The following is a 24,042-nucleotide window of genomic DNA, read 5'->3' as shown; positions in this document are numbered from 1 at the left end:
AATGATCCTTAAATGGTGATTCTAAAATGATGGTTCTAAATTGTTTAGTCAGCACGATAAAGAACGCCTAGAGAGGCAGCCCTGCTTGCGCCAGTCACTTCGGGTAAATTGCTTGGCAGTTGATGGACATGACGTTGAGCAAGCCACGCAAAGGCCATCGCTTCCATGTAGTCGGCATCAACGCCTTTACTGGTGGTCGATTCCACTTCCCAACTCGGAAGCAGTTCAGCCAACCTTTTCATCAACAATGGATTTCTCGTACCGCCGCCACACACATAGAGTGCAGGTTGATTACCTAAGCGATAAGTCTCTACTTCATTGGCTATCGTCAATGCGGTGTATTCACAAAGCGTGCGCTGAACATCTTCTGCTGAGATGTCGTTAAATTCTGTTAATTGTTGCTCTAACCAAGGCAGATTAAACAACTCTCTACCGGTGCTTTTGGGTGGCATCTGAGATAAATAAGATTCGTTCAGCAGCTGTTCGAGTAAAGCTTGGTTTAGTTGGCCTTTAAGAGCGAACTGCGCATCACGGTCAAACTTTTCACCAGTGTGTTTATCTACCCACGCGTCCATCAACATATTGCCCGGGCCTGTATCATAACCAAGCGTTGGCTGATTTGGGCGCAGCACTGAAATATTCGAGATACCACCAATGTTCAACACAACAACTGAGCTGTGTTGTGGGTGAAAGATCGTATGATGAAATGCTGGTACGAGTGGAGCACCTTGCCCGCCAAGCGCCATGTCTTTGCGTCTGAAATCGGCGACGGTTTGTATCTCTGTTTTCGCTGCAATGATATTGGCATCACCCAACTGCATGGTAAAGGGTGACTCGCCAGTTGGCTGGTGGAATATCGTTTGACCATGGTTCCCAATAGCCGTAACTGAAGATGCTGGAGTTCCTGATTTTTCGAGAAGTTGCAGAACCGCATCAGCAAATAAATGACCAAGCTGGTGGTCGAGTTCACCAATAGCAATCAAATCCGTTTTCTGACCAATACAGACTTCAAGCAGACGCGCTTTTAGATCATCAGGCATAGGGAACTCATCATGCGCGAGCAATGTGATACGAGCACCTTCTATCGACACTAAGGCTGTATCAACGCCGTCCATACTCGTGCCCGACATCACGCCGATATACAGTTCTTTATGATTTAACTCTACGCTCTTGCACTGCATTTCTAAAGTCTTCCACAGATTGGTTTAAAAACATTGTAAAGCAAATTTAAAGAGAATAATCTCGGGAAGTTTATGAAATTAGGCTAAATAAGGGATAAATATGGGACCGTTGTGGGTTGATGTTGCAGGCTACGAACTGACCGCTGAAGACAGAGAAATTTTAGAGCATCCAACTGTTGGTGGTCTCATCTTATTTGCTCGAAACTACCACGATAGTAAGCAACTATCGGCGTTAAACAAAGAGATCCGTAAAGTTGCGAAACGTCCTATTTTGATTGGTGTTGACCAAGAGGGCGGGCGAGTACAACGCTTCCGTGACGGCTTTTCAATTATCCCAGCAGCTCAAGACTTTGCGACCAAAAACAATGGCGAACAATTAGCAGAACAAGCGGGTTGGTTGATGGCAGCGGAATTGATTGCCCATGATATCGATCTTAGCTTTGCGCCTGTTTTAGATAAAGGCCATGATTGTAAAGCGATTGGTAGCAGAGCATTTGGTGAAGATATCGATACCATTGTTCGTCACAGTAGTGCTTTTATTAAGGGCATGAAGTCGGTTGGAATGGCGACAACTGGAAAGCATTTCCCTGGACACGGTGGTGTGATTGCTGATTCACACCTTGAAACGCCTTATGACCCAAGAGACGACATCTTTGAAACTGACATGGCGATCTTCAAGGCTCAAATCGAAGCCGGAATATTGGATGCGATGATGCCTGCGCACGTGGTTTTTTCTCATTATGATGATCAACCTGCAAGCGGTTCACAATATTGGCTGCAGAAAGTATTAAGGCAGCAGCTTGGGTTTAAAGGCCTAATCTTCTCTGATGATTTAACCATGGAAGGCGCTGCGATTATGGGCGGTCCTGCTGACAGATCAAAGGCAGCCTTGAATGCAGGATGCGACATGGTGTTAATGTGTAATAAACGAGATGCACAAATAGAGGCTCTCGATCACTTAGCTATTCAAGAGGTGCCTTTAGCCAACTCATTGCTTAAAAAACACAGTTTTGATTTATCGACTCTTCACTCAGACAGCCGATGGAAAGAGGCTTCAGAGCAAATTAAGCGAATGCTAAGCAATGAGTGATAAATAAACACATAATAATTTTAGATAGGGCGATATGGTAAATATCGCCTTTTTTGTATGTGTAGGACGTGGTTTAGAGCTATTTGATAGCCCGAACGAGTTAAACTAATAGTGTAAATTTAAATTTACATTAAATGTTTTTTATTGTTTACACTTGCAATCGTTTTTGTAGCTGTTATTGTGTTTTTAAAGATTGTTAGCCCAAATGGAAATGTTGGGTGTAAAAATAAATATACAGGTTGAGTTATGCAGAAAAGTGAATTAAGCAATGTCAATATCATCGACGAACAGGTACTGATTACTCCTGAGGAGTTAAAAGCAAAACTGCCTTTGAGTGATAATGCTCGTCGTTTCATTCAAGAGTCTCGTCAAACTATCGCAAACATCATTCATAAGAAAGATCATCGCATGCTTGTTGTATGTGGCCCATGTTCTATCCATGATATTGAAGCTGCGAAAGAGTACGCGAAACGCCTAAAAGCACTTTCTGAAGAACTGAGCGATCAACTGTATATTGTAATGCGTGTTTACTTTGAAAAGCCTCGTACCACGGTTGGTTGGAAAGGCTTGATTAATGACCCTCACCTAGATGGTACGTTCGATATTGAGCATGGTCTGCATGTTGGTCGTGAGCTATTGGTTGAACTTGCTGAGATGGAAATTCCACTCGCAACAGAAGCACTAGACCCAATCAGCCCACAATACCTAGCCGACACGTTCAGCTGGGCTGCAATCGGCGCTCGTACGACTGAATCACAAACTCACCGTGAGATGGCAAGTGGTCTTTCAATGCCAATCGGCTTCAAAAACGGTACTGATGGCAATTTAGGTACAGCAATCAATGCAATGCAGGCAGCTTCTTCTAGCCACCGCTTTATGGGTATCAGCCGCGAAGGTCAAGTTGCGCTACTTACGACTCAAGGTAACCCAAATGGTCACGTTATTTTACGTGGTGGTAAGCAAACGAACTACGATTCAGTATCAGTACACGAATGTGAACAAGAGCTTGGTAAATCAGGTTTAGAAGCGGCGCTGATGGTTGACTGTAGCCACGCGAACTCTCGCAAAGATTTCCGTCGCCAACCTTTAGTTGCAGAAGATGTGATTCACCAAATCCGTGAAGGCAACAAGTCGATTATCGGTCTTATGATTGAAAGCCATATTAACGAAGGAAACCAATCTTCGGATATACCTCTCAATGAGATGAAATACGGCGTATCTATTACCGACGCGTGTATCAATTGGGATTCAACTGAGGCACTATTGAAACATGCACATACGGAATTAGTCCCGTTCTTAGAGAACCGCTTGAAAGGTTAGTCAGAGTTTTAAATTTAAGTGCCTCATCTAATGGGGCATTTTAAGATCTGTTACTAGCGAAATCAGCGTTAGTACGGGCTTATAGATTAGTAAGGAATAAAATGGCCGTTGAACTGAACGAATTACGCGACCAAATCGATGCTGTCGATAAACAAATGCTGGATTTACTTGCTCAGCGATTGGCTCTAGTAGAGAAAGTTGGTGAAGTAAAAAGTGAACATGGTTTACCTATTTATGTGCCAGAGCGCGAAGCGGCAATGCTGGCATCCCGTCGTCAAGAAGCCGAGAAGATAGGGGTTCCACCACAGCTAATCGAAGATATTTTGCGTCGTACTATGCGTGAGTCTTATGCCAGCGAAAAAGATTCTGGTTTTAAGTGTCTTAACCCAGAGTTACGTTCAGTGGTTATCGTTGGTGGTAATGGTCAACTTGGCGGTCTGTTTGGCCGTATGTTTAAGCTTTCTGGCTACGAAGTGAAAATCCTTGGCAGCCAAGATTGGGATAGAGCCGACGAAATCTTAGATAGCGCAGGGCTTGTGGTTGTTACCGTCCCAATTCACCTGACGGAAGGTGTAATTGCAAAACTGGGTAACTTACCAAGCGATTGTATTCTTTGTGATTTAACATCGATTAAGTCAAAACCACTGCAAGCAATGATGAACATGCACCAAGGCCCGGTAGTTGGTTTACACCCAATGTTTGGCCCTGATGTACCAAGCCTAGCGAAACAAGTGATTGTTTACAGTGATGGCCGTGGTTCTGAAAACTACCAATGGCTACTGAATCAATTTGGTATCTGGGGTGCGAGCCTATGTCAGATGGATGCTGCTGAGCACGACCACGGTATGACTTTGATTCAAGCACTTCGCCACTTCACCTCTTTTGCTTACGGCCTTCACCTAAGCAAAGAGAATCCGAACATCGATCAACTTCTGAAGCTAAGCTCGCCAATCTACCGTCTAGAGATTGCGATGGTTGGCCGTCTGTTTGCTCAAGACCCGAACTTGTACGGCGACATCATCCTCTCTTCAGATGAGAACATTGAGATGATTCGACGCTTCCACCGTTGTTTTGGTGAAGCTCTTGAGATCTTAGATGGAAAAGATAAAGCCAAGTTCGTTGAGAGTTTTAACCAGGTGAGTGACTGGTTTGGTGATTACTCACAGCAATTCTTGCAAGAGAGTCAAAGCCTATTAAAACAAGCACATGACTCGATTCACCGTGGCTAAGTACAGTTTAAAATCATAAAAAAGAGCGACCATTTGGTCGCTCTTTTTGTTTGTGCTGAACGCTATGAAAGTATTTGGCTTACAGTAGGCTAAAAGCAATTAGATCATCGTAGACCAAACCAACTGTTCCCAATAACCAATAGCTAATAACCAACAGCTTATGACTAGTTAGTCGCGATAGGCTTTTTAGTATCTTCACTTGATACCGTGTCGATAGTCGAACTGATGTAAGGTACGTTTGTTAGGTTTATCTGCAAACGAACCACATTATCAATCAGTTGAACCAGTGGACCCCACTTAACCTTTTTCTCTTTCTCGAACACGTAGTTGAAGTTCTCAGGTGTCCAATCCATCAAGTATTGAGGGTTCAACGAGCGACCAAGGAAGCGTACTTCATAGTGTAGGTGTGGACCGGTAGAGTTACCTGAGTTACCACAGCTCGCAATCACATCGCCTTTACTCACGAACTGACCGCTGCGAACTTTGAATTTCTGTAGGTGAGCGTAAGAACTCATGAAGCCAAACGAGTGACGCATGGTAATAAAGTTGCCGAAGCCTTTATTACTTGGGCGAACCGTTTCAATCACACCATCTGCAGGCGCTAAGATATCTTCGCCGCGCTTACAGGTCAGGTCGATACCGGTATGGTTGTGGCGCTTACCTGTAATTGGGTTGGTGCGGTGACCGTAAGAAGATGAGATACGTTGGTACGCCATTGGGCTGTCGTTTGGAATCAAACGGAACATGGTTGCTCTTACCGCTGAATCGACGGCTGCAGCATCAATGCGATCTTCTAAAGAGACTTCATCAGTAAGTAGTTCTTCATCGGCAAGGCCAAGTACTGATTCCACATCAAATACACGCTTACCAAGCAGCTGTATCGTGCCTTCTTTTTCGGTTAAGGTTTGCGACAAAGAGTGGTTGGTTTCTACTTGTTCTGCATAAAGAAACTCAGTTTGCTCTTTTTCAACAATCAGGGTTTCAATCAACTCTTGTGCGTCACCCGCTTGCATCGCGAGCTCTTGTTGATTCTCGAAGTGCATGTAGGCAGCGCCGCCAATCAGTAGTGGTACTGAAAAAATAGCAGTGGTGCACATGAGCACGGCTTTTCGGCCGAAGTAAAACGTCTGTTCCCCCTGACTAGAGGGAATAGTGATGGAAATTGTTTTAGACATGGTTCTGTATTAACTAAATGCTTCTAATAGACAAATGGGTTACGGAGATATCACTCACTACCTAAGTCGGTAAGGTGTTCAATCTCTCTATAAAGCAGTTCATCGTCACCAACGTTAAGCTCCACAAGGCGCTTAAGGTGGCTAATACTATCAATATCTAAATGCTCTATGCGTAAACGCATTGAGGTATTGATGGTAGAGACTATCGTTGCTTCTAACTGAATATTGATATCACTGTTTGTCAGCGTAAAGCTCACGTGAACAGGCATATCGTGGCTGAGTTGTTGCCATTCCTCACATTGAATGAGTAAACCATGGAGTGACAAATCTTGCACTGAGCCGGATACATTTACTTGTCCTTGTGAGATCTCAGTCGGGACTTGATAAATAACTCGTGAAAATTGACGTCTTTCAACCATAGGTAATATCTCTATATCAATAGGTAAATAGTAAGCCAGATATATCAAAGGCCGCTATTATCGCGGCCTTTGTTCAGAATACAAGCTAATTTACTTAGATATACGCTTGTACTTGATGCGGTGCGGTTCTGCCGCTTGAGCCCCCAGAGTCTGCTTCAGCCACTCAGTGTACTCAGTATAGTTACCTTCGTAGAAGTTAACTTGACCTTCATCACGGTAGTCTAAGATATGGGTCGCAATACGGTCTAGGAACCAACGGTCATGCGAGATAACCATTGCACAGCCAGGGAACTCAAGCAGTGCTTCTTCAAGAGCACGTAGCGTTTCAACGTCTAGGTCGTTGGTCGGCTCATCGAGTAGCAGTACGTTACCGCCTGCTTTTAGTAGCTTAGCTAAGTGAACACGGTTACGTTCACCACCAGAAAGCTCACCGATGATCTTCTGTTGGTCGTTGCCTTTGAAGTTGAAACGAGAGCAGTATGCACGTGCTGGGATTTCGAAGTTGTTGATCTTAATGATATCAGCGCCTTCAGAGATCTCTTGGAATACTGTCTTAGTGTCGTCCATGCTGTCACGGAACTGATCAACAGAAGCAAGCTTAACGGTTTCGCCCAGTTCAACCGTACCTGAGTCTGGTTGCTCTGCGCCGCTTAGCATCTTGAATAGTGTTGATTTACCCGCACCGTTGGCACCTACGATACCCACGATTGCACCTTTAGGCATGCTGAACGATAGGTCATCGATAAGAACGCGGTCACCGTATGACTTAGTTAGGTTCTTAACTTCAAGAACTTTGTCACCTAGGCGCTCACCTGGCGGGATGAACAGTTCGTTGGTTTCGTTACGCTTCTGGTATTGGCCAGTCGTCAGTTCTTCAAAACGAGCCATACGAGCTTTAGACTTAGCTTGACGACCTTTAGGGTTTTGACGAACCCACTCAAGTTCTTTCTCGATGGTCTTTTGACGTGCGCTTTCGCCAGCTTTCTCTTGCTTTAGACGCTCATCTTTTTGCTCTAGCCAAGACGTGTAGTTACCTTGCCATGGGATACCTTCACCACGGTCAAGCTCTAGAATCCAACCAGCAGCGTTATCTAGGAAGTAACGGTCGTGGGTAATCGCCACAACAGTACCGCTGTAGTCCACAAGGAAGTGCTCAAGCCATGCAACTGATTCTGCATCCAGGTGGTTGGTTGGTTCATCAAGAAGCAGCATGTCTGGCTTCTCTAGAAGTAGACGACAGATAGCAACACGACGGCGCTCACCACCAGAAAGGTGTTCAATTTTAGCGTCCCATTCAGGAAGACGAAGTGCGTCTGCCGCGCGCTCTAGAGCTGCTTCTAGGTTGTGACCGTCTTTTGCTTGGATAAGCGCTTCTAGTTCGCCTTGCTCTTTTGCTAGTGCATCGAAGTCAGCATCTGGTTCTGCGTAAGCTGCGTAAACTGCATCGATACGCTTAAGTGCGTCAGCAACGTCAGAAACCGCTTCTTCTACGATCTCACGCACTGTTTTTGATTCGTCTAGTACAGGTTCTTGCGGTAGGTAACCTACTTTAAGGCCTTGCTGTGCACGAGCTTCACCATCAATATCAGTATCAATACCAGCCATGATACGTAGTAGGGTAGATTTACCTGAACCATTTAGACCCAAAACACCGATTTTAGCGCCAGGAAAAAAGCTAAGAGAAATGTCTTTAAGAATTTGACGCTTAGGTGGAACAGTTTTGCTCACCCGAGACATGGTATATACGTATTCAGCCATTGCCGATCGATCCTAATTATTGTTCAAAATTGTTAGCTATTTTATACCAATATCCCTAAAGATGTTACTCCTAGGAAAGAAAAGCCACTCTTGAACGAATCCTTACTTACTATTGTCACATTGGTTATTAAAACTATATTTAATATGCTTCTTAGATGAAGTGTTAAATATTAATAATATTTACACTCAATTCCTTTACATTTCATGTGATGTCGGGCGTAAATAGACTTCACGTATTCATACACGCACTAAGGAAAGAGCGAATGTTTTTCCGCATTGGTAATACGAAAATTGCTGTGGCTGCATCGGCAATTTTGTCTTCGGTTTCACTGGCGCCGGTCGCTATAGCTAGCAATACCTCAGAGCTTGAAATGCAGCGTGATGTTTATGATAGAGCGCAAGAGGTTTTAGACAACCGTGATCTAAAAGCCTACTCCGCGCTGCGTAACAAAATTCAAACATACCCTTTAACACCTTACACCGATTATCGAGCCTTTTTGATTGGCTTAGGTGAGCGCACTCCTGCTGAGGTCGATGCTTTTATTGAAAAGAACAAGGCACTGCCTTTTTCTAATCGAATGCGCGCACCTTATTTGGACTCACTGGCTTCTCAAAAACAGTGGAAGACTATCCTTGAGTTTCAAACCAAAGAGCCTGTCGGTGAGAAATACCAATGTATCTATTACCGAGCGCATTACGAGCAAGGTAACAAAGAGCTTGCGTTCAAAGGAGCGAAGCAGCTTTGGTTGAGCGGCGATGGTGTTGATGACGCTTGCGACCCGCTATTTAAGAGTTGGGATCAAGCTGGCTTAAGAACTGATGAGCTGATTTTAGAGCGTATGTTGTTAGCGTTTGAGAGTCGTAACGGCAAGCTGATGACTTATCTGACTAAGCAATTGGATCATGATGAGTCAATTGCTCAAGCAAAGCAGATGAAGACGTTGTACAACAAGCCTGAAAATGTGCTCGCATTCGCTAAGAAGCATCCAGCCAATGAGTTTTACCAAGCTCAAACGGAGTTTGCTTTTGAGAAGCTCGCGAGAAAGTCGGCTAGCAGTGCCCAAGAAGTATTCGATGATGTCATCAAAGCTCAGAAGTTTTCTGAAGATAAATCTCAAGAGCTCGCTGATTACCTGACTTTCCGTTTAATCAATACCGATTCTGAAGAGTTGATGGAGTGGCGAGACGAGATGTTGGCGAGTTCGTCGAAACAAGTCTTACTCGAACGTCGTGCCCGTTTGGCTATTCAGCATGCAGATTGGACTGGATTGAAAGAGTGGATTGCACGCTTAGACGACAAGCACCAAGCGTCATTGCGTTGGCAATACTGGTTAGGCAGGACTGAAATAGCAACAGGTGATACTGAAAAGGGTAACCAACGTCTGTCTGATATTTTAGGTCAGCGTAATTTCTACAGTGTTGCGGCGGCAAAGCAGTTAGGTAAACCGATTCAATATCCAACTTCTACGTTGAAATACAACCCAGAAACAGTGAAGCCTTTTAGTACTTCTCTGATTCGTATAGATGAGCTGATCACTCGCGATAAAATTGCCGCCGCCAAAAGTGAATGGCGCTGGCTACTGACCAATGCAGATAAAGAGCAAAAAGAGATGCTTGCCGCTTACGCTGCGACACAGCGTTGGAATCACTTCACTGTGATTGCGAGTATTTCAGCGAAAATGTGGGATAACATTGCGCTGCGTTTTCCGGTTGCTCATAAGTGGTGGTTTAACTTCTACGCGGAGAGGCATGATATTGACCCAATCACCTTGATGTCTCTAGCAAGACAAGAGAGTGCGATGGACTCTGAAGCTCGCTCTCCTGTTGGCGCACGTGGTGTCATGCAAATTATGCCAAAGACAGCGCAATACACCGCGAACAAACACAAGATTAAGTACAAGGGTAGCGATGATCTTTACGATGTCGGCAAGAATATCGAAATTGGCAGCCACTACTTAGATGGCTTGCTCTCTCAATATGACAACAACCGTATCTTTGCTTTTGCAGCCTACAATGCAGGTCCAAGCCGTGTGAAACAGTGGCGTTCTCGCAGTGATGAAAAGCTTGATGCCTTCGCTTTCATTGAGATGATTCCATTCAAAGAGACACGCGGATACGTTCAGAACATCTTAATGTTTGAGACTTACTATCGAGACATCTTGGGTGAGCAGGGTGAGTTTTTAGCGCCTCATGAGGCAAAAACGAAATACTAAGGTCTCGGCGCTTTGTCCGAAACTGAGTAAATATTAAAGGCAGTGAGTGCGAACCATTTCCACTTACTGCCTTTTTACATTGGATTGCATCAAGTGTTGCGGTATAAAGTGTTAAACGCTTTCAATCGTTAAGCGACTCTTTAAAGTCTGAATTTAAAAGTAAGTGTAGAGATATGGCATCACAACCTGAATATGATAATTGGCAACAACTAATGGATTTGGTAAAGACGGCTGTCGAAAAAGATCAGCACGAGCTGTTGTTGACTATGATGATGACACCTGACGAACGAGATGCTCTGGTTGCTCGAATTAATATCTTTTGTGAGCTGATGAAAGGCGATATGTCTCAAAGACAAGTAAGCCAAATGCTAGGAGTAGGTGTAGCGACAATTACTCGAGGCTCGAATGAGCTAAAGGCAAAATCGGAACAAGAGAAAGCCGTGATTGCGGATCTGCTGCTCAAATAGTCGTTAAGTTGTGAGAGTAAGAATTCGATAAAAAACGCTAACTGACTGTTAGCGTTTTTTTGTTTGTGAGCATTCATTTCAGATTTTATTGAGCTTGAGTTGAACACTAAATAGGAAAGTGTTCTGGGTTCACAAACGGGATTAGCGCTAAGATTAAAGCTTGGTGATACACCGAACTGCGAGACAGTTGGTTATGTGTCAGTAAGCCAATGGCACCGCCTTTCTGTTTGATATTATCGGTACCAAACACTTCATCCATTACATCTCCGAGCTCGTTTGCATGCTCTAGCTTTTCAAGCACGGCTGGTGGCAGCATCAGGCTTGCTGAACGCGACTCACCTCGTTGCCCGTTGGATTCAATCACCATCCATGCAAAGGTGACGTTTCTTTCTATTCCTGCTTCTAGACCAACATAAAAGTCAGCATTGGGCTGCGCTTGCGTTGCGTTATGCACGCGGTTCACCGCACCTTGATAGGTTTCATCATTGCTCATCGGTTGATCGGCGACACCGCTAGGGACGTTGATGCCTTTGAAATCAAATTCAGTATCAGGAAAAGCAGATAAGAACGCACTTTTAACGGCGTTAATTTTAGCTGGGTTCAACGATGCGATGATTACAGATGTCATGTGTTGGATTCTTTTTGTTGTCGATTAGATTGAGCTGATGTTGTCGGTACCATTCACTCAACTCTTCTAGTGGCATGGGTTTACCAAAGTAATAACCTTGCAACATGTCGCATTGGGCATCTTGCAGCCATTTGTGCATCTCTTTGGTTTCGATGCCTTCAGCCGTAACGGTTTTGCCCTGTGCATGACACAGTTCTATCACGGGTTTAACTATGTTCTGATTGTCTGTTTCGATCAAGGTTTCTAAAAAACCTTTATCTAATTTGATTTTCTGAGTTGGATACTCAACTAATTGGGTTATGGATGTGTAACCCGAACCAAAATCATCAATCGCTAATCGGTAGCCCATTCTAGACAGTTCGTTGAGCAGCGGGAAACCTTGTGAGTTTGAATAGAAAGTCTCGGTGATCTCAAAATCAATCAAACTTGGTGGAATGTTTTGAATCCCAGCGTGTTGATCAATAAATTCGGCGAGGTGCGTGGTTTCTATCCCGGCTGAAGACAAGTTGATTGATAATTGAATAGAGTGATCAAATTGAGCCTGCAGTTGATGAAATGAGGCAAGCGCATTCTTAATTACCCAGCGATCGACAAGCTCAAATAAACCGGTTTGTTCGGCTATTGGAATAAACTCATTCGGCGGAACCAGTCCAAGGTGACTCGACTCCCAACGCAGCAGTACCTCTACGCCAATAACCTCACGGCCACTTGAGTCCATATAAGGCATGTAAACGAGCCTGAATTCATCATCAAAATTCTTGTCTCTAAGCGCACGTTCAATGTCTGCTTGGCGCTGAATGGCTTTGTCTAAATCCCGTGAATAGTTAGCAAATTGGTTTTTACCGGCACGCTTGGCTTGGTACATCGCGGTATCCGCGTTCGATAGTAGTTTCTCGATTGAGTCACCATCATTGGGGTAGGTTGCAATACCAATACTGACCGTGATCGGAAAGCTGCCTGATTCGGTGACAAAGCCTTTTTGTAGGGGAGTCAGTAAATCAGTCGAGAATCGATGCGCAATATTACCTCGGTGACTAGGAGCGTTAATGTAGACGACGAACTCGTCTCCAGAAAGTCGGGCGGGCATGCAATGAGCGTCGAACTCCGCTTTATAGTGACGACAAATATCTGAAATACGCTGAGCAAAAGAGATCAGAATTGAGTCTCCGATTTGATGCCCGTATTTGTCGTTCACAAATTTGAAGTTATCTAAGTCAAAATAGAGAACCAAGGTTTCGGTATTCGAACTCGGTTTTGGCAACGATTGCTGAACGAAGGTTTGAAATTGATGCCTATTGGCTATTTGGGTTAATTGATCATTTTCTGCCAAGAGCTTGGTTTGTTGGTAGGTATTGTCTAGCTCTTGGTACATGTCATAAAAACGTTGTGATAGGCGGCCAAGCTCATCACGAGTGCCCAACCGTTCAATGTTCTTACGTTGTTTTTTTTCGACTTGCTGTAGCTGACGATCGAGCCGTGTTATTGGAGTAATCACGGTGCGAGACAGAAGCATGAGTAGCAGAGCGACAGTCACAAACGCAGACAGTGCAAATGACAAACTCAGCTTGTTCCAAATCGAATCGAGCTTGTTTTCCAACAGGAATTGCGCCGGATCGACCGTGGCGTACAGTTCTGGTGCAAGCTTGACTGAGTGGGTGACATCATTTTCCAAAGAAACCGCTATGGATGTGAAGAACAAGCTGGTTTGATAATCGAACTCTATTTGTTTTCTCAACGCGTTAAATTTGTCGAGAGAGACAGAGACAACAACAAAGAACACATCGTCGGGTTGATTGCTTGCGGTTGGGAAAATCGCTTTTCTATCTACCTTGTCATAGTGAACCAACATCCCTTCGCCTTGGGAGTTTTGAATATAGTTGGTACTCGATGTTGCTAGGGTGTCTTGATAGTGCTGGTCAACATACTCCAATATTTTACTGTCAATCTGAGTGCGTGAGTCGTTGCTATTATCCGCGTAATAACGCAGTTTTCGATCACTATTAAGAAGTGCTAAACCTGTATAGCTTTCATCGTCATCTTGAAGGAAATGTATGGCTTCTCGAAGGTTATTGACCAGTTCAAGATCGCGAGATAGATTTTGATCAGTGAGAAAATAACGCTTCACCATATCACTTTGAGTTAAGGTGTAAGAGTAGCTATTGAGGAACGAGCGAGATTGGCGAAAGTAACCGGCTAGTTTCTCCATGTTCAGTTGAAGTGCGTTGTCTTCGCGTTTGATGAAGCTGCTTTTTTGCGTCGAATAAATAATATAGCTAGAAGCCGCGGTACTGATCAGTATCACAGGGGTTATCAGTAGTAAGATTTTAGTACTTAGCTTCATAGTTAATGACAACACTATTTATAATTTAAGCGCGTAAGTTTATGTTACTTGGCAGGAGCTCGCTATTATTTAGACGATGTTCGGTGATTTCCTGTGAAGGGTGTAAGGTTTTGTCTTAATTGATAAAAAATCCACTAGTGAGTTTTATTCTAGAAAGGTACAAAACGATAGTGGTTGGTAGATATGCAGGGCCTGCGAAACAAATAAATTGTGTCTAAGAGGTGCTAGGTTAACCGTTTTGGTTCGAATTGTATTCATTAGCTAGTGAATAAAGCATTTGGCCTTCAGTAGGCCAAATGCTTGTGAAGCTAAAATTCAGACTAGTTCAAAGCTATGACAACTTAACTTGAGTGGCTTTGATGTTCTCACTTGGGTAGCAGCCCAGAACCTTCAGGTGACGAGTAATCGCTGTTAATTCAGTGATTGCTTGCTGCATATTATCTGAATCTAGGTGTGCTTCTAGATCGACATAAAACATCTCTTCCCACGGATTGCCCATGATAGGACGAGACTCTAGCTTGGTCATGTTGATACCCAAGCGTTGCAGAATAAGTAGTGTTTCAACCAAAGAACCCGCTTCTTGAGAGGTCGACATGATCAGTGTCGTTTTCGCAGGGATCTGAGTCGATACTTCAACAGGTTTACGAGCTACTACGATGAAACGTGTGTGGTTTTCTGTTTGATTTGCAATGTTGCCTTGAATTGGCTGAAGTCCGTATAACTTGCCACTAGACGCATTACCAATTGCAGCAACATCATCACCATCTAGATCTTTAACCTTTTTCATTGCGTCGGCTGTGCTTGCGCAAGATTCAAGAGTCACACCTTTGAGGCGGCTCAAGAACTCACTGCACTGCTGATGTGGTTGTGGGTGCGAGTAAAGTGTTTTGATGTCTTCTAGACGGATATCACTTTTTGCCACTAGGCAGTGTTCGATTGGTTGAGAGAGCTCACCAACGATGTAAAGCGTTGTGTGTTGCAGTAGGTCGTAGACTTCGTTAATTGAACCAGAGCTGGTGTTCTCAATAGGCAGCACACCGTAGTCGGCATGGCCAGATTCTACCGTAGAGGCGACTTCCTTGAAGTGATTACAGTTTAGCTCAATCAATTCCATATTCTTGCGGCTGAAGTATTCACGACTCGCAAGGTGAGAATAAGATCCCTTAGAGCCTAAGAACGCAACACGAGCCAATGGCTTGCGACTTTGCGGGTTCGCTAGGTTTTGTAAGTATGACTGTTGCAGTAAAACAGAATCTTCGATGATGGTGTGAAACAGCTTAGTAATGTATTGCGCATCAAGTTCGTATTTGTCTTTGCCGTTATTGATCAGTTTTACTAATAGTTGTTGTTCTCTTACTGCATCACGAACTGGCTTTGATGTTTCTACCTTGCTTTTGGCAACTTCGATGCTTAGCTTGCGACGCTCTGAAAGTAACTTCAGGAGTTCGTCGTCTAAATCATTAAGACGAAGGCGGATATCATCCAGTGAAATTGAGCGGTCAGTCATAAATGTGTCCTTATAAAAAAGCCTCCCTAGTGTGGGAGGCTTCTTGTTCGTTTTTGACTTGTTTTTCTAAAACGACTTAGCCTCCGATTTACGGAAGAAAAAAGAAGTCAAAAATAAACAAAGATTGAGTGTGCATAAAAAGTGATTGTTTTATGAATGTTTAAACACAATAAGCAAGCGAGCTACGAGCGTCAAGCAAAAAAATAGCGCCCTGAGGCGCTATTTTTTAATCTGTTATTTTTCCTTATTCTACTTCAGCTTCTAGCTCTTCGATTTCAGGCTTTTCAGCGCGGCGCGCTTCAGGTTTATGGCGTAGCTTGTTGAGTTGACGCTCTAGTTTTTGTTCTACTTCGTTGATGGCAACATAGAGGTCGTCATGGATTGATGAAGCAACAAGTTGGCCTTTTGGTACGGTTAGTACCGCTTCAAATTTCTTCTTCTTGTTTGGTTCTTCGCTAAAGCTCGCTTGGCAGCCAATGATGTCTACTTGCCATTTATCCAGCTTCTTAAATTTGTTTTCTATGTGATCACGGATTGCAGAGGTAATGTCGATGTTTTTACCAGTGATGTTCATTTTCATAGAAGTTTTCCTCTGTTGTATCCCTCATGGGTTAACTTCAGATTACGACTTTTAGGAATAAAGAATGTGATCTAGATCTTGTTTTTGTTGGGTGGGGTAAGCATTAAAATCAAATGTGATCTTACGCAAGTCTTGGTATCTTTTTGTCGAAAAATGCTTGTTATCCCTATGAAAAACGATAACTTGGAGGCAAGGCTTCGCTAAAAATTAAAACGGTTTTTAGGGGCGTCTTACAGCTTATTGAAAGTGCTTGATGAAAATTTACTCAATACGCTTTCGTGATTGAAGTCACACTCAAAACCTCTACCAATTTTATAAGCAAAAGCCGCATAAGTTTTCTTATGCGGCTTTTGTGTTTTTAGTCCGTTCTCAAGCGTTTGTTGTTATGACTAAGAATGCCAAAAAGCGTTAATCGTTGGTTTGCAGTAGTCTCGCGGTTCCGTTTTCTCGAGTAGCATTAATCGCCGCTAGCTGTTTGTAGATAACAAAGTAACGGTTGATATTAGCAACATAGGTCACAGGCTCTTTACTGACATATTTACGAGTGATGATTTCGACATTCTTGAACCAGATGTTGGGGTTATAGCCTTGTTTCTTGGCCACCTGTCTCATCTTTCTGATTTTAGCGGGGCCTGCGTTGTAAGAAGCCAAGGTAAAGTAGATTTGATTGTCGGGTGATATTGCCGGGTCGTCAAAATACCGGTCTTTGATAAAGCGCATATACTTCACACCCGCATGGATATTGTTATCCACCTTATGGATGTTCTTGATGTTGACGTTTTTATCTTTGGCGGTACTCGGTAATACCTGCATCACACCAATAGCCCCGCGATGAGAAACCCGGCTCTGATCCAGTCCTGATTCTTGGAAACCTTGAGCTGACATCATCAAAGGATCAAATTCATACTTGCTCGAATACTTTTCAAAGACATCTGAGAGTTTAGCCACTCGGTCTACTTTATTGGGATTGAGTGCTCGGCCTAACCAGCGAGTATTGTCGATGTATTTTTGGTAGATGACGTTTCCAAGCAGGGTGCCTGTTCGTGCTGTCTTGACGTATTTGTTTATCTCTTTCTTCAGTTGAGGGCTGTCTTTTCTTAAAGCCCAAGCAATACGACCATTTTCTCGCAAAGGTAAGTCGTTATGAACCTGAATGTTTTCCATTACATCGATCCAGAGCTTGGCTTTATGGTTATCAAGAATTGTACCTTGTATATAACCTTGGTTAACCAGCTCTATCAGCTCGTAGTCTTGTAATGACTCCTCGATAAAGTGGACATGCAGTGGTGGTAAACCTAGTTCGTTAAGCTCCTTATTGACTCTTTGTACACTCTCGAAGTAACTCGAGCTTGCTCGTATCCACACCTCTTTGCCGCTCAATTGCTTGATTTCGGTTATAGGTTCGGCTTTTTTTCCTGTGATAATGAGTTCTTTACCATCTTTAATCATCGGATCTGAAAAATCGATGGTTCGTAGTCGTTTGTCGGTGATCGTTAGGTTAGCGACAGCGACATCACCATAGCCAGACTCTAGAGAGGGAAGTAGATCATCTCGTTGCACGGGGATGATTTGAACATTGAGATAGGGATGTTTCTTACGAAGGCTTTTCTCAAAGTGGTAGAGCATTTCTGCCACGATGCCTTTTGGCTTGCCATCCTCGATGTAATAGAAACCAAGATCGGCAGATACGAGCACTCTAACCGTTCCTTTGGTTTTGAGCACATCCAAGTCTCCCATGTAAGGCTTATTGCTTAATGGGGACAGTTCTAATGCGTAGGATAATTGGCTAAATAGCGATATCCAGATAAATAATAACAGCCTACTCACATCCACACTCCATGTTGATGTTTTGTTAAAAGTTATCTTTTGAAGATACCGTGTATTATGCGAACCATCAAGTTTGCGATATGTAGATGAAAAAAGCGCGCTAGTAAATTAGCGCGCTTTTTAGATTGATATGTAAATGGTTGATTAAGGTAGTGGGTTTAATGCAATCAACTTTTCTGTTCTTGAAACCGCATCTTCTAGGCCAAGTTGTTTGTAGGCTTCGAGCTGAATTTTCAAAGATTTACGCGCTGCAATGGTGTCAGGGTAAGTCTTTTGCAGTTCTTGAGTTCTGTTTACTGCAGCAATCCAAGCCTCACGGCGTAAGTAGAAATCCGCTGTTGCTAAGTCGTACTCTGCTAGGCGGTTCTTAAGTGCGAACATGCGTTTTTGCGCATCTTCCGCGTATGGACTTGCGGGGAAACGCTCAAGTAGTCGCTTAAAGTCAGCAAAAGCAAGCTTCACTGGTTCTGGATCTCGGTCGCTACGGTCGATATTTAAAATATCGTGCATGAAGTTTCGATCTTGTGCCATGTGCGTTAGGCCGCGCATGTAAAGAACCCAGTCCTGTTTCTCGTGAGTAGGGTTTAAACGCAGGAATCGTGAAATGGTCGCAAGGCCAAGCGCCAAGTCATCATTTTTGTAGTAAGCGTAAATCAGATCGAGCTGTACTTGCTCAGAATAGGCGCCGAATGGGTAACGAGAGTCTAGTGCTTCTAGCTTTTCGATTGCAGAAAGCCAGCTACCGCTCTGCAGTGATTCTTGAGCGTCAGAGTAGAGAACCGATGGTGGTACATCTGGCACTATCTCTTCATTACTTGAACAACCAACCAAGAGTGATACGGCTAATAGACCCGATAAAGTAAGGTGTTTCATGTCAGGCGTCGATTCCTTGAATTAAATATTTCGTAAGCTTCCGTTACTTTCTAACCAGTAACAGATACAATGATGCAATTATTCTATTTTATCCATACTAATGGGTATTAGTCTCACGGTTTTTAAAAAAGTTCGATATGGCTCAGCAGATCACATTAACAGACACAGTAAAAAGCAGCCAGTTAGGTCAACGTTTAGACCAAGCTGTCGCTGAACTATTTACCGATTTTTCTCGCTCTCGTATTAAAGAGTGGCTTCTTGACGGCAAAATCCAAGTGGATGGCGAAGTTATCACTAAGCCGCGCGTTAAGGTTTTGGGCGGTGAAGAGATCATCTTGCAAGCTGAACTTGCAGATGAAGAGCGCTGGGAAGCACAAGACATTCCTCTAGACATTGTTTACGAAGATGACGACTTATTGGTTATCAACAAGCCTCGCGACTTTGTTGTTCACCCTGGAGCAGGTACGCCGGATGGAACCGTGCTAAACGCGTTGCTGCACCACTACCCACAAATTGCTGAAGTGCCTCGTGCAGGTATTGTGCACCGCCTTGATAAAGACACAACCGGTCTTATGGTTGTCGCTAAAACGGTACCAGCTCAAACTCGTCTTGTACGTGCACTGGCTAAGCGTCGCATTACTCGTGAATACGAAGCGATTGCTATCGGTAAAATGACTGCGGGTGGCGTGGTAGAAAAAGGCATTAGCCGTCACGCAACTAAGCGTACGTTAATGGCGGTAAATGAAGTAGGTAAGCCTGCGGTAACTCACTACCGTGTTGCTGAGCACTTTCGTGAACATACGCGTATTCGTCTGCGTCTAGAAACAGGGCGTACTCACCAAATCCGTGTGCACATGTCATACCTTCAGCACCCGCTGCTAGGTGATGTGGCGTACGGTGGTCGTGCACGTATTCCAAAAGGTGCATCTGAAGAACTAACGACAATGATTCGTTCTTTTGATCGTCAAGCTCTACACGCGGTTATGCTTAAATTTGTTCACCCAATTACTGGTGAAGAAGTTGAATTCCACGCACCAGTGCCAAATGACATGGTTGTGATGGCTGAAGCGTTACGTGTTGATGCTCGCGAAAACCTAGAAGACGACATTTAATTATGTCAATGATCATCCCTAACTGGAATGCGCCTAAAAACGTGAAGGCATTTGCTTCGACACGTTTCGAGGGGTTTTCAACGGGGGCGTATCAAGGGTTAAACCTAGGTATGCATGTTGGGGATGATGCTTCGCTTGTTGAAAAAAACCGAGCATGGCTTAAGCAACAAGCGAACATGCCTACTTCACCAGTCTGGTTAAATCAAACTCACTCAACGGATGTTGTTACGGTTTTAGAGCCAACGACGGTAATTCTCGATGCTGATGGTGCATTTACCACGGCCACGGGTGTTGTCTGTTCTGCAATGACGGCCGATTGTTTACCAATCATTCTTACTGATACCAAAGGCACTCAAGTCGCTGCAGTTCATGCCGGTTGGCGTGGTCTTGCTGGTGGTATTCTTGAAAATACAGTCGCAAAGTTTTCAAACCTAGATTCAGATAATCAAATTATGGCTTGGCTTGGTCCTGCTATTGGTAAAGATGCGTTTGAGGTTGGTGATGATGTGCTAGAAGCGTTTGTTCGTTTTGACCCTCAAGCTCAATTAGCATTTCAAGCCAAAGCTGAACCAGGAAAATGGCTAGCGAACATGTATCAACTTGCAACACAAAGACTCGCGAACGTGGGCGTGTCACAAGTGACATACTCGAATTTATGTACATACGCAGATTCAGACGCTTTCTATTCCTATCGCCGTGATGGTATTACTGGACGCCAAGCTACTTTTATTTGGTTAGAGTAATCTCTAACTAGTGCAACTACTCATCCAGCCCATTTATATTTTTAGATAAGCTCTATTCTTCATTCTTATCCCTTGAAAATCTGCGTTACCGCATCCATCTTTTAAGCATAAGATAAACATATCTAAGAGTAGGAAGGTTGGCATGCGTCTCGATCGATTCACTAGTAAATTTCAAATTGCGATATCTGATGCTCAGTCGCTCGCATTAGGTCGTGATCACCAATATATAGAGCCTGTACACCTAATGGTGTCGCTATTAAATCAAGATGGTAGTGCGATTCGTCCATTACTTACCATGTTGAACATTGATGTGGTTCAGCTGCGTTCAAAACTAAGCGAAATATTAGACCGTGTACCTAAAGTAAGTGGTATCGGTGGTGATGTTCAGCTTTCGAATGCAATGGGTACTCTGTTCAATCTATGTGACAAAGTGGCACAAAAGCGCCAAGACACATACATTTCTTCGGAAGTCTTCCTACTTGCTGCAATTGAAGATAAAGGTCCTTTAGGTAACCTGCTTAAAGAGCTAGGTCTTACTGAGCAAAAATTATCTCAAGCTATCGAGCAGGTTCGTGGTGGTCAAAAAGTTGATGACCCAAATGCCGAAGACCGACGCCAAGCATTAGAGAAGTTCACCATCGATCTGACTGAAAGAGCGGAGCAAGGCAAGCTCGACCCTGTTATCGGTCGAGATGACGAAATCCGTCGTACCATCCAAGTACTTCAGCGTCGTACTAAGAACAACCCAGTAATTATTGGTGAACCTGGTGTAGGTAAGACAGCTATCGTTGAAGGTTTGGCTCAGCGCATTATTAATAATGAAGTTCCGGAAGGCTTAAGAGGTCGACGCGTACTGTCATTAGACATGGGCGCTTTGGTGGCTGGTGCTAAATACCGTGGTGAGTTTGAAGAGCGTTTGAAGTCTGTTCTCAATGAATTGTCTAAAGAAGAGGGCAATATCATTCTTTTCATCGACGAAATTCATACCATGGTCGGCGCTGGTAAAGGTGAAGGCTCTATGGATGCGGGTAACATGTTGAAACCAGCATTAGCTCGTGGTGAACTTCACTGCGTTGGCGCGACGACTCTTGATGAATACCGTCAATATATAGAGAAAGATCCAGCGTTAGAGCGCCGCTTCCAAAAAGTACTTGTCGATGAACCAACGGTTGAAGACACGGTGGCGATTCTTCGTGGTTTGAAAGAGCGTTATGAACTTCACCATCATGTTGAAATTACTGACCCTGCCATTGTCGCTGCAGCAACACTATCTCACCGATATGTTTCTGATCGTCAACTGCCAGATAAAGCAATTGACCTGATTGATGAAGCAGCATCGAGTATCCGCATGCAGATTGATTCAAAACCTGAATCTCTGGATAAACTCGAGCGTAAGATCATTCAGCTTAAGATCGAGCAACAAGCCCTGACCAACGAAAATGACGAAGCCAGTGAAAAACGTCTTCGTACATTGCAAGCTGAGCTTTCTGATAAAGAAAGAGACTTTGCAGAGCTTGAAGAAGTGTGGAATGCAGAGAAAGCCGCATTGTCTGGCACGCAACATATCAAGTCAGAGCTAGAACAAGCTCGTATGGATATGGATTTTGCAAGACGTGCTGGTGATCTTAACCGAATGTCTGAATTGCAATACGGCCGAATCCCTGAATTAGAGAAGCAGTTAGATCTCGCGACTCAAGCTGAAATGCAAGAAATGACCTTATTACGTAATAAAGTTACCGACGCAGAAATTGCTGACGTGCTATCTAAGCAAACGGGTATCCCAGTTTCTAAAATGTTAGAAGCGGAGAAAGAGAAGCTTCTTAAAATGGAAGGTGTTCTGCATAAACGTGTCATCGGTCAAGCAGAAGCGGTAGAAGTAGTTTCGAATGCGATTCGTCGTAGCCGTGCAGGTTTGTCTGATCCGAATAAGCCGATTGGGTCCTTCCTATTTCTTGGTCCTACTGGGGTAGGTAAAACCGAACTGTGTAAAACACTCGCTAACTTTATGTTTGATAGTGATGATGCGATGGTTCGTATCGATATGTCTGAGTTCATGGAGAAGCATTCAGTCGCTCGTTTGGTTGGCGCGCCTCCTGGCTATGTTGGTTACGAGGAAGGTGGCTACTTAACGGAAGCGGTACGTCGCAAACCATATTCAGTAATTTTGTTGGATGAAATTGAGAAAGCACATCCGGATGTTTTCAATATTTTACTTCAGGTTCTTGATGACGGTCGCTTAACCGATGGACAAGGTCGTACAGTCGACTTTAGAAATACGGTAGTGATCATGACATCTAACCTTGGTTCTTCGAGAATTCAAGAGAGCTTCAACACACTCGACTATCAAGGGATAAAGAATGAGGTGATGGAAGTCGTTGGTAAGCATTTCCGTCCTGAGTTTTTAAACCGTGTTGATGAAAGTGTTGTGTTCCACCCATTAGGCCAAGAACACATTCAATCTATTGCTTCTATCCAGCTTGAGCATCTGAAAAAGCGTATGGAAGATAATGGTTATGAACTTGAGGTATCAGAAAAAGCGCTTAAGCTGATTTCTCAAGTTGGCTTCGACCCGGTATATGGTGCTCGACCGTTGAAAAGAGCGATTCAACAGAGTGTTGAGAACCCGCTAGCGAAAGCGATACTGGCTGGAAAAATAAACCCAGAGAAGAAAGTACAACTACTAGTAAACAACGACAGAATTATTGCTCACCAATAGTTAAAGCAAGAACGGTAGGTACGATTTACTTAAATTAAGGTGTAATCGTACCTATTTTGAACGTTTTGTTTAAATAATATCCGAACGCTCGCCAGTGGCGGCTTTTTTTCGTTTTAAGGCTTGTGCACAAGATTATTCTCTCTATAATGCGCCTCCGTTGTCAGGGATAACCAAGCGGTTTGAACAAAGCAACGAAACGGCAAATAAGCATTTAAGATGCTTGAAAAATTAGCAGGAAAAAGTGTTTGACACTGAATCCCAATTCGCTAAAATGGCCGTCCACTTCGAGAGGCTCCTTACTAAAAGGAACGCTCAAGAAGTAAAGCTCTTTAACAATTTAAACCTATCAATCTGTGTGGGCACTCGTTGATGAATATCAAAACGTTTTATCTTCCTTTTTTATTAAGAGAAGTAAAACAGATTCCTCGGAATCAACTTTGGTTTCAATGAACTGAGTGACCAATTCAATTTGGTACAGCCTTGAGCTGTTTGATTTCACTTTTTAAAGTGAAAGCCAAAAAGAGCACAGTCAATTCATTATCTTTCTGTTGGAAAGATAATAGCTTTAGAATTACATGTTTCTGTTCTTTTTCGAAAGAGCGGTAAATATTAGTTTTGAAGTCAGTATTCGTTGAGTCACACCTATTAATTTAGGTAATCAAAACTTTAAATTGAAGAGTTTGATCATGGCTCAGATTGAACGCTGGCGGCAGGCCTAACACATGCAAGTCGAGCGGAAACGACACTAACAATCCTTCGGGTGCGTTAATGGGCGTCGAGCGGCGGACGGGTGAGTAATGCCTAGGAAATTGCCTTGATGTGGGGGATAACCATTGGAAACGATGGCTAATACCGCTAATACC

18 protein-coding genes, 1 rRNA gene and 1 other annotated feature are annotated in these 24,042 nt (G+C 43.6%); of the genes, 9 read left to right on the top strand and 10 right to left on the bottom strand.

The features are described from left to right. Window positions 1-44 precede the first annotated feature (44 nt). Window positions 45-1,181 (bottom strand): anhydro-N-acetylmuramic acid kinase, encoded by a 1,137-nt coding sequence (locus tag L1D22_RS19370; RefSeq protein ID WP_239830911.1) that lies wholly within the window; start codon window positions 1,179-1,181, stop codon window positions 45-47. Between the two features lie 100 nt (window positions 1,182-1,281). Here L1D22_RS19370 and nagZ point away from each other — a divergent pair, with 100 nt between their 5' ends. From nagZ to tyrA, 3 genes are all read left to right on the top strand, one after another. Next, window positions 1,282-2,271, top strand: coding sequence for a beta-N-acetylhexosaminidase (gene nagZ, locus L1D22_RS19365; RefSeq protein WP_239830910.1), 990 nt, complete (start codon window positions 1,282-1,284; stop codon window positions 2,269-2,271). Between the two features lie 246 nt (window positions 2,272-2,517). Beyond that, window positions 2,518-3,591 carry a 3-deoxy-7-phosphoheptulonate synthase gene (locus L1D22_RS19360; RefSeq protein WP_017629783.1) on the top strand — a complete coding sequence of 358 codons (1,074 nt, stop codon included), beginning with the start codon at window positions 2,518-2,520 and terminating at the stop codon, window positions 3,589-3,591. 101 nt (window positions 3,592-3,692) lie between these two features. Further along, window positions 3,693-4,820 carry a bifunctional chorismate mutase/prephenate dehydrogenase gene (tyrA, locus tag L1D22_RS19355; protein WP_239830909.1) on the top strand — a complete coding sequence of 376 codons (1,128 nt, stop codon included), beginning with the start codon at window positions 3,693-3,695 and terminating at the stop codon, window positions 4,818-4,820. 164 nt (window positions 4,821-4,984) lie between these two features. Here tyrA and L1D22_RS19350 read toward each other — a convergent pair whose 3' ends face one another. From L1D22_RS19350 to ettA, 3 genes are all read right to left on the bottom strand, one after another. Continuing rightward, window positions 4,985-5,995, bottom strand: a complete 1,011-nt coding sequence (locus L1D22_RS19350; RefSeq protein WP_239830908.1) for a M23 family metallopeptidase — start codon at window positions 5,993-5,995, stop codon at window positions 4,985-4,987. Window positions 5,996-6,045: 50 nt separating this feature from the next. Next, window positions 6,046-6,414 (bottom strand): PilZ domain-containing protein, encoded by a 369-nt coding sequence (locus L1D22_RS19345; RefSeq protein WP_239830907.1) that lies wholly within the window; start codon window positions 6,412-6,414, stop codon window positions 6,046-6,048. Window positions 6,415-6,504: 90 nt separating this feature from the next. Beyond that, window positions 6,505-8,172 (bottom strand): energy-dependent translational throttle protein EttA, encoded by a 1,668-nt coding sequence (gene ettA / locus L1D22_RS19340; RefSeq protein ID WP_239830906.1) that lies wholly within the window; start codon window positions 8,170-8,172, stop codon window positions 6,505-6,507. Between the two features lie 263 nt (window positions 8,173-8,435). Between ettA and sltY the strand changes: the two genes are divergently transcribed. Together sltY and trpR are read left to right on the top strand one after the other, a co-directional pair. Further along, a complete protein-coding gene (gene sltY, locus L1D22_RS19335; RefSeq protein WP_239830905.1) occupies window positions 8,436-10,385 on the top strand; it encodes a murein transglycosylase in 1,950 nt (649 codons plus the stop codon). A gap of 173 nt (window positions 10,386-10,558) precedes the next feature. Further along, the gene (gene trpR / locus L1D22_RS19330) at window positions 10,559-10,852 is read left to right on the top strand and encodes a trp operon repressor (RefSeq protein ID WP_048615039.1); all 294 of its coding nucleotides are present in this window, start codon (window positions 10,559-10,561) and stop codon (window positions 10,850-10,852) included. Window positions 10,853-10,958: 106 nt separating this feature from the next. Here the strand turns inward: trpR and yjjX are convergent, their stop codons facing one another. The 6 genes from yjjX to bamD all read right to left on the bottom strand — a co-directional run bounded on the left by yjjX (window position 10,959) and on the right by bamD (window position 18,608). Beyond that, window positions 10,959-11,480 carry an inosine/xanthosine triphosphatase gene (gene yjjX, locus L1D22_RS19325; protein WP_239830904.1) on the bottom strand — a complete coding sequence of 174 codons (522 nt, stop codon included), beginning with the start codon at window positions 11,478-11,480 and terminating at the stop codon, window positions 10,959-10,961. Beyond that, window positions 11,443-13,821 (bottom strand): EAL domain-containing protein, encoded by a 2,379-nt coding sequence (locus L1D22_RS19320; RefSeq protein ID WP_239830903.1) that lies wholly within the window; start codon window positions 13,819-13,821, stop codon window positions 11,443-11,445. The genes yjjX and L1D22_RS19320 overlap by 38 nt, the downstream gene beginning before the upstream one ends. A 331-nt stretch (window positions 13,822-14,152) precedes the next feature. Then, window positions 14,153-15,328, bottom strand: coding sequence for a prephenate dehydratase (gene pheA / locus L1D22_RS19315; protein ID WP_239830902.1), 1,176 nt, complete (start codon window positions 15,326-15,328; stop codon window positions 14,153-14,155). A 12-nt stretch (window positions 15,329-15,340) separates the two neighbouring features. Beyond that, window positions 15,341-15,462 (bottom strand) — a sequence feature (Phe leader region). 110 nt (window positions 15,463-15,572) lie between these two features. Beyond that, the gene (gene raiA, locus L1D22_RS19310) at window positions 15,573-15,908 is read right to left on the bottom strand and encodes a ribosome-associated translation inhibitor RaiA (protein WP_239830901.1); all 336 of its coding nucleotides are present in this window, start codon (window positions 15,906-15,908) and stop codon (window positions 15,573-15,575) included. A 408-nt stretch (window positions 15,909-16,316) separates the two neighbouring features. Continuing rightward, entirely contained in the window at window positions 16,317-17,741 is a 1,425-nt protein-coding gene (locus L1D22_RS19305; RefSeq protein ID WP_345772816.1) for a lytic transglycosylase F, read from the bottom strand. Between the two features lie 138 nt (window positions 17,742-17,879). Then, window positions 17,880-18,608, bottom strand: a complete 729-nt coding sequence (gene bamD, locus L1D22_RS19300) for an outer membrane protein assembly factor BamD (protein ID WP_239830900.1) — start codon at window positions 18,606-18,608, stop codon at window positions 17,880-17,882. Between the two features lie 137 nt (window positions 18,609-18,745). Here bamD and rluD point away from each other — a divergent pair, with 137 nt between their 5' ends. From rluD to L1D22_RS19280, 4 genes are all read left to right on the top strand, one after another. Further along, window positions 18,746-19,720 carry a 23S rRNA pseudouridine(1911/1915/1917) synthase RluD gene (rluD, locus tag L1D22_RS19295; RefSeq protein ID WP_239830899.1) on the top strand — a complete coding sequence of 325 codons (975 nt, stop codon included), beginning with the start codon at window positions 18,746-18,748 and terminating at the stop codon, window positions 19,718-19,720. Window positions 19,721-19,722: 2 nt separating this feature from the next. Continuing rightward, a complete protein-coding gene (gene pgeF / locus L1D22_RS19290) occupies window positions 19,723-20,463 on the top strand; it encodes a peptidoglycan editing factor PgeF (RefSeq protein WP_239830898.1) in 741 nt (246 codons plus the stop codon). A 142-nt stretch (window positions 20,464-20,605) separates the two neighbouring features. Beyond that, window positions 20,606-23,179: an ATP-dependent chaperone ClpB gene (gene clpB / locus L1D22_RS19285; protein WP_239830897.1), complete on the top strand. Its 2,574-nt coding sequence runs from the start codon at window positions 20,606-20,608 to the stop codon at window positions 23,177-23,179. A gap of 668 nt (window positions 23,180-23,847) precedes the next feature. After that, a 16S ribosomal RNA gene (locus L1D22_RS19280) occupies window positions 23,848-24,042 on the top strand; the annotation flags it as partial.

Origin of the sequence: Vibrio sp. Isolate34, assembly GCF_022397915.1 — a bacterium.
GTDB lineage: Bacteria > Pseudomonadota > Gammaproteobacteria > Enterobacterales > Vibrionaceae > Vibrio.
Note: the sequence above shows the minus strand (reverse complement) of the source record. Positions and strands in the feature narration are given on the sequence as shown.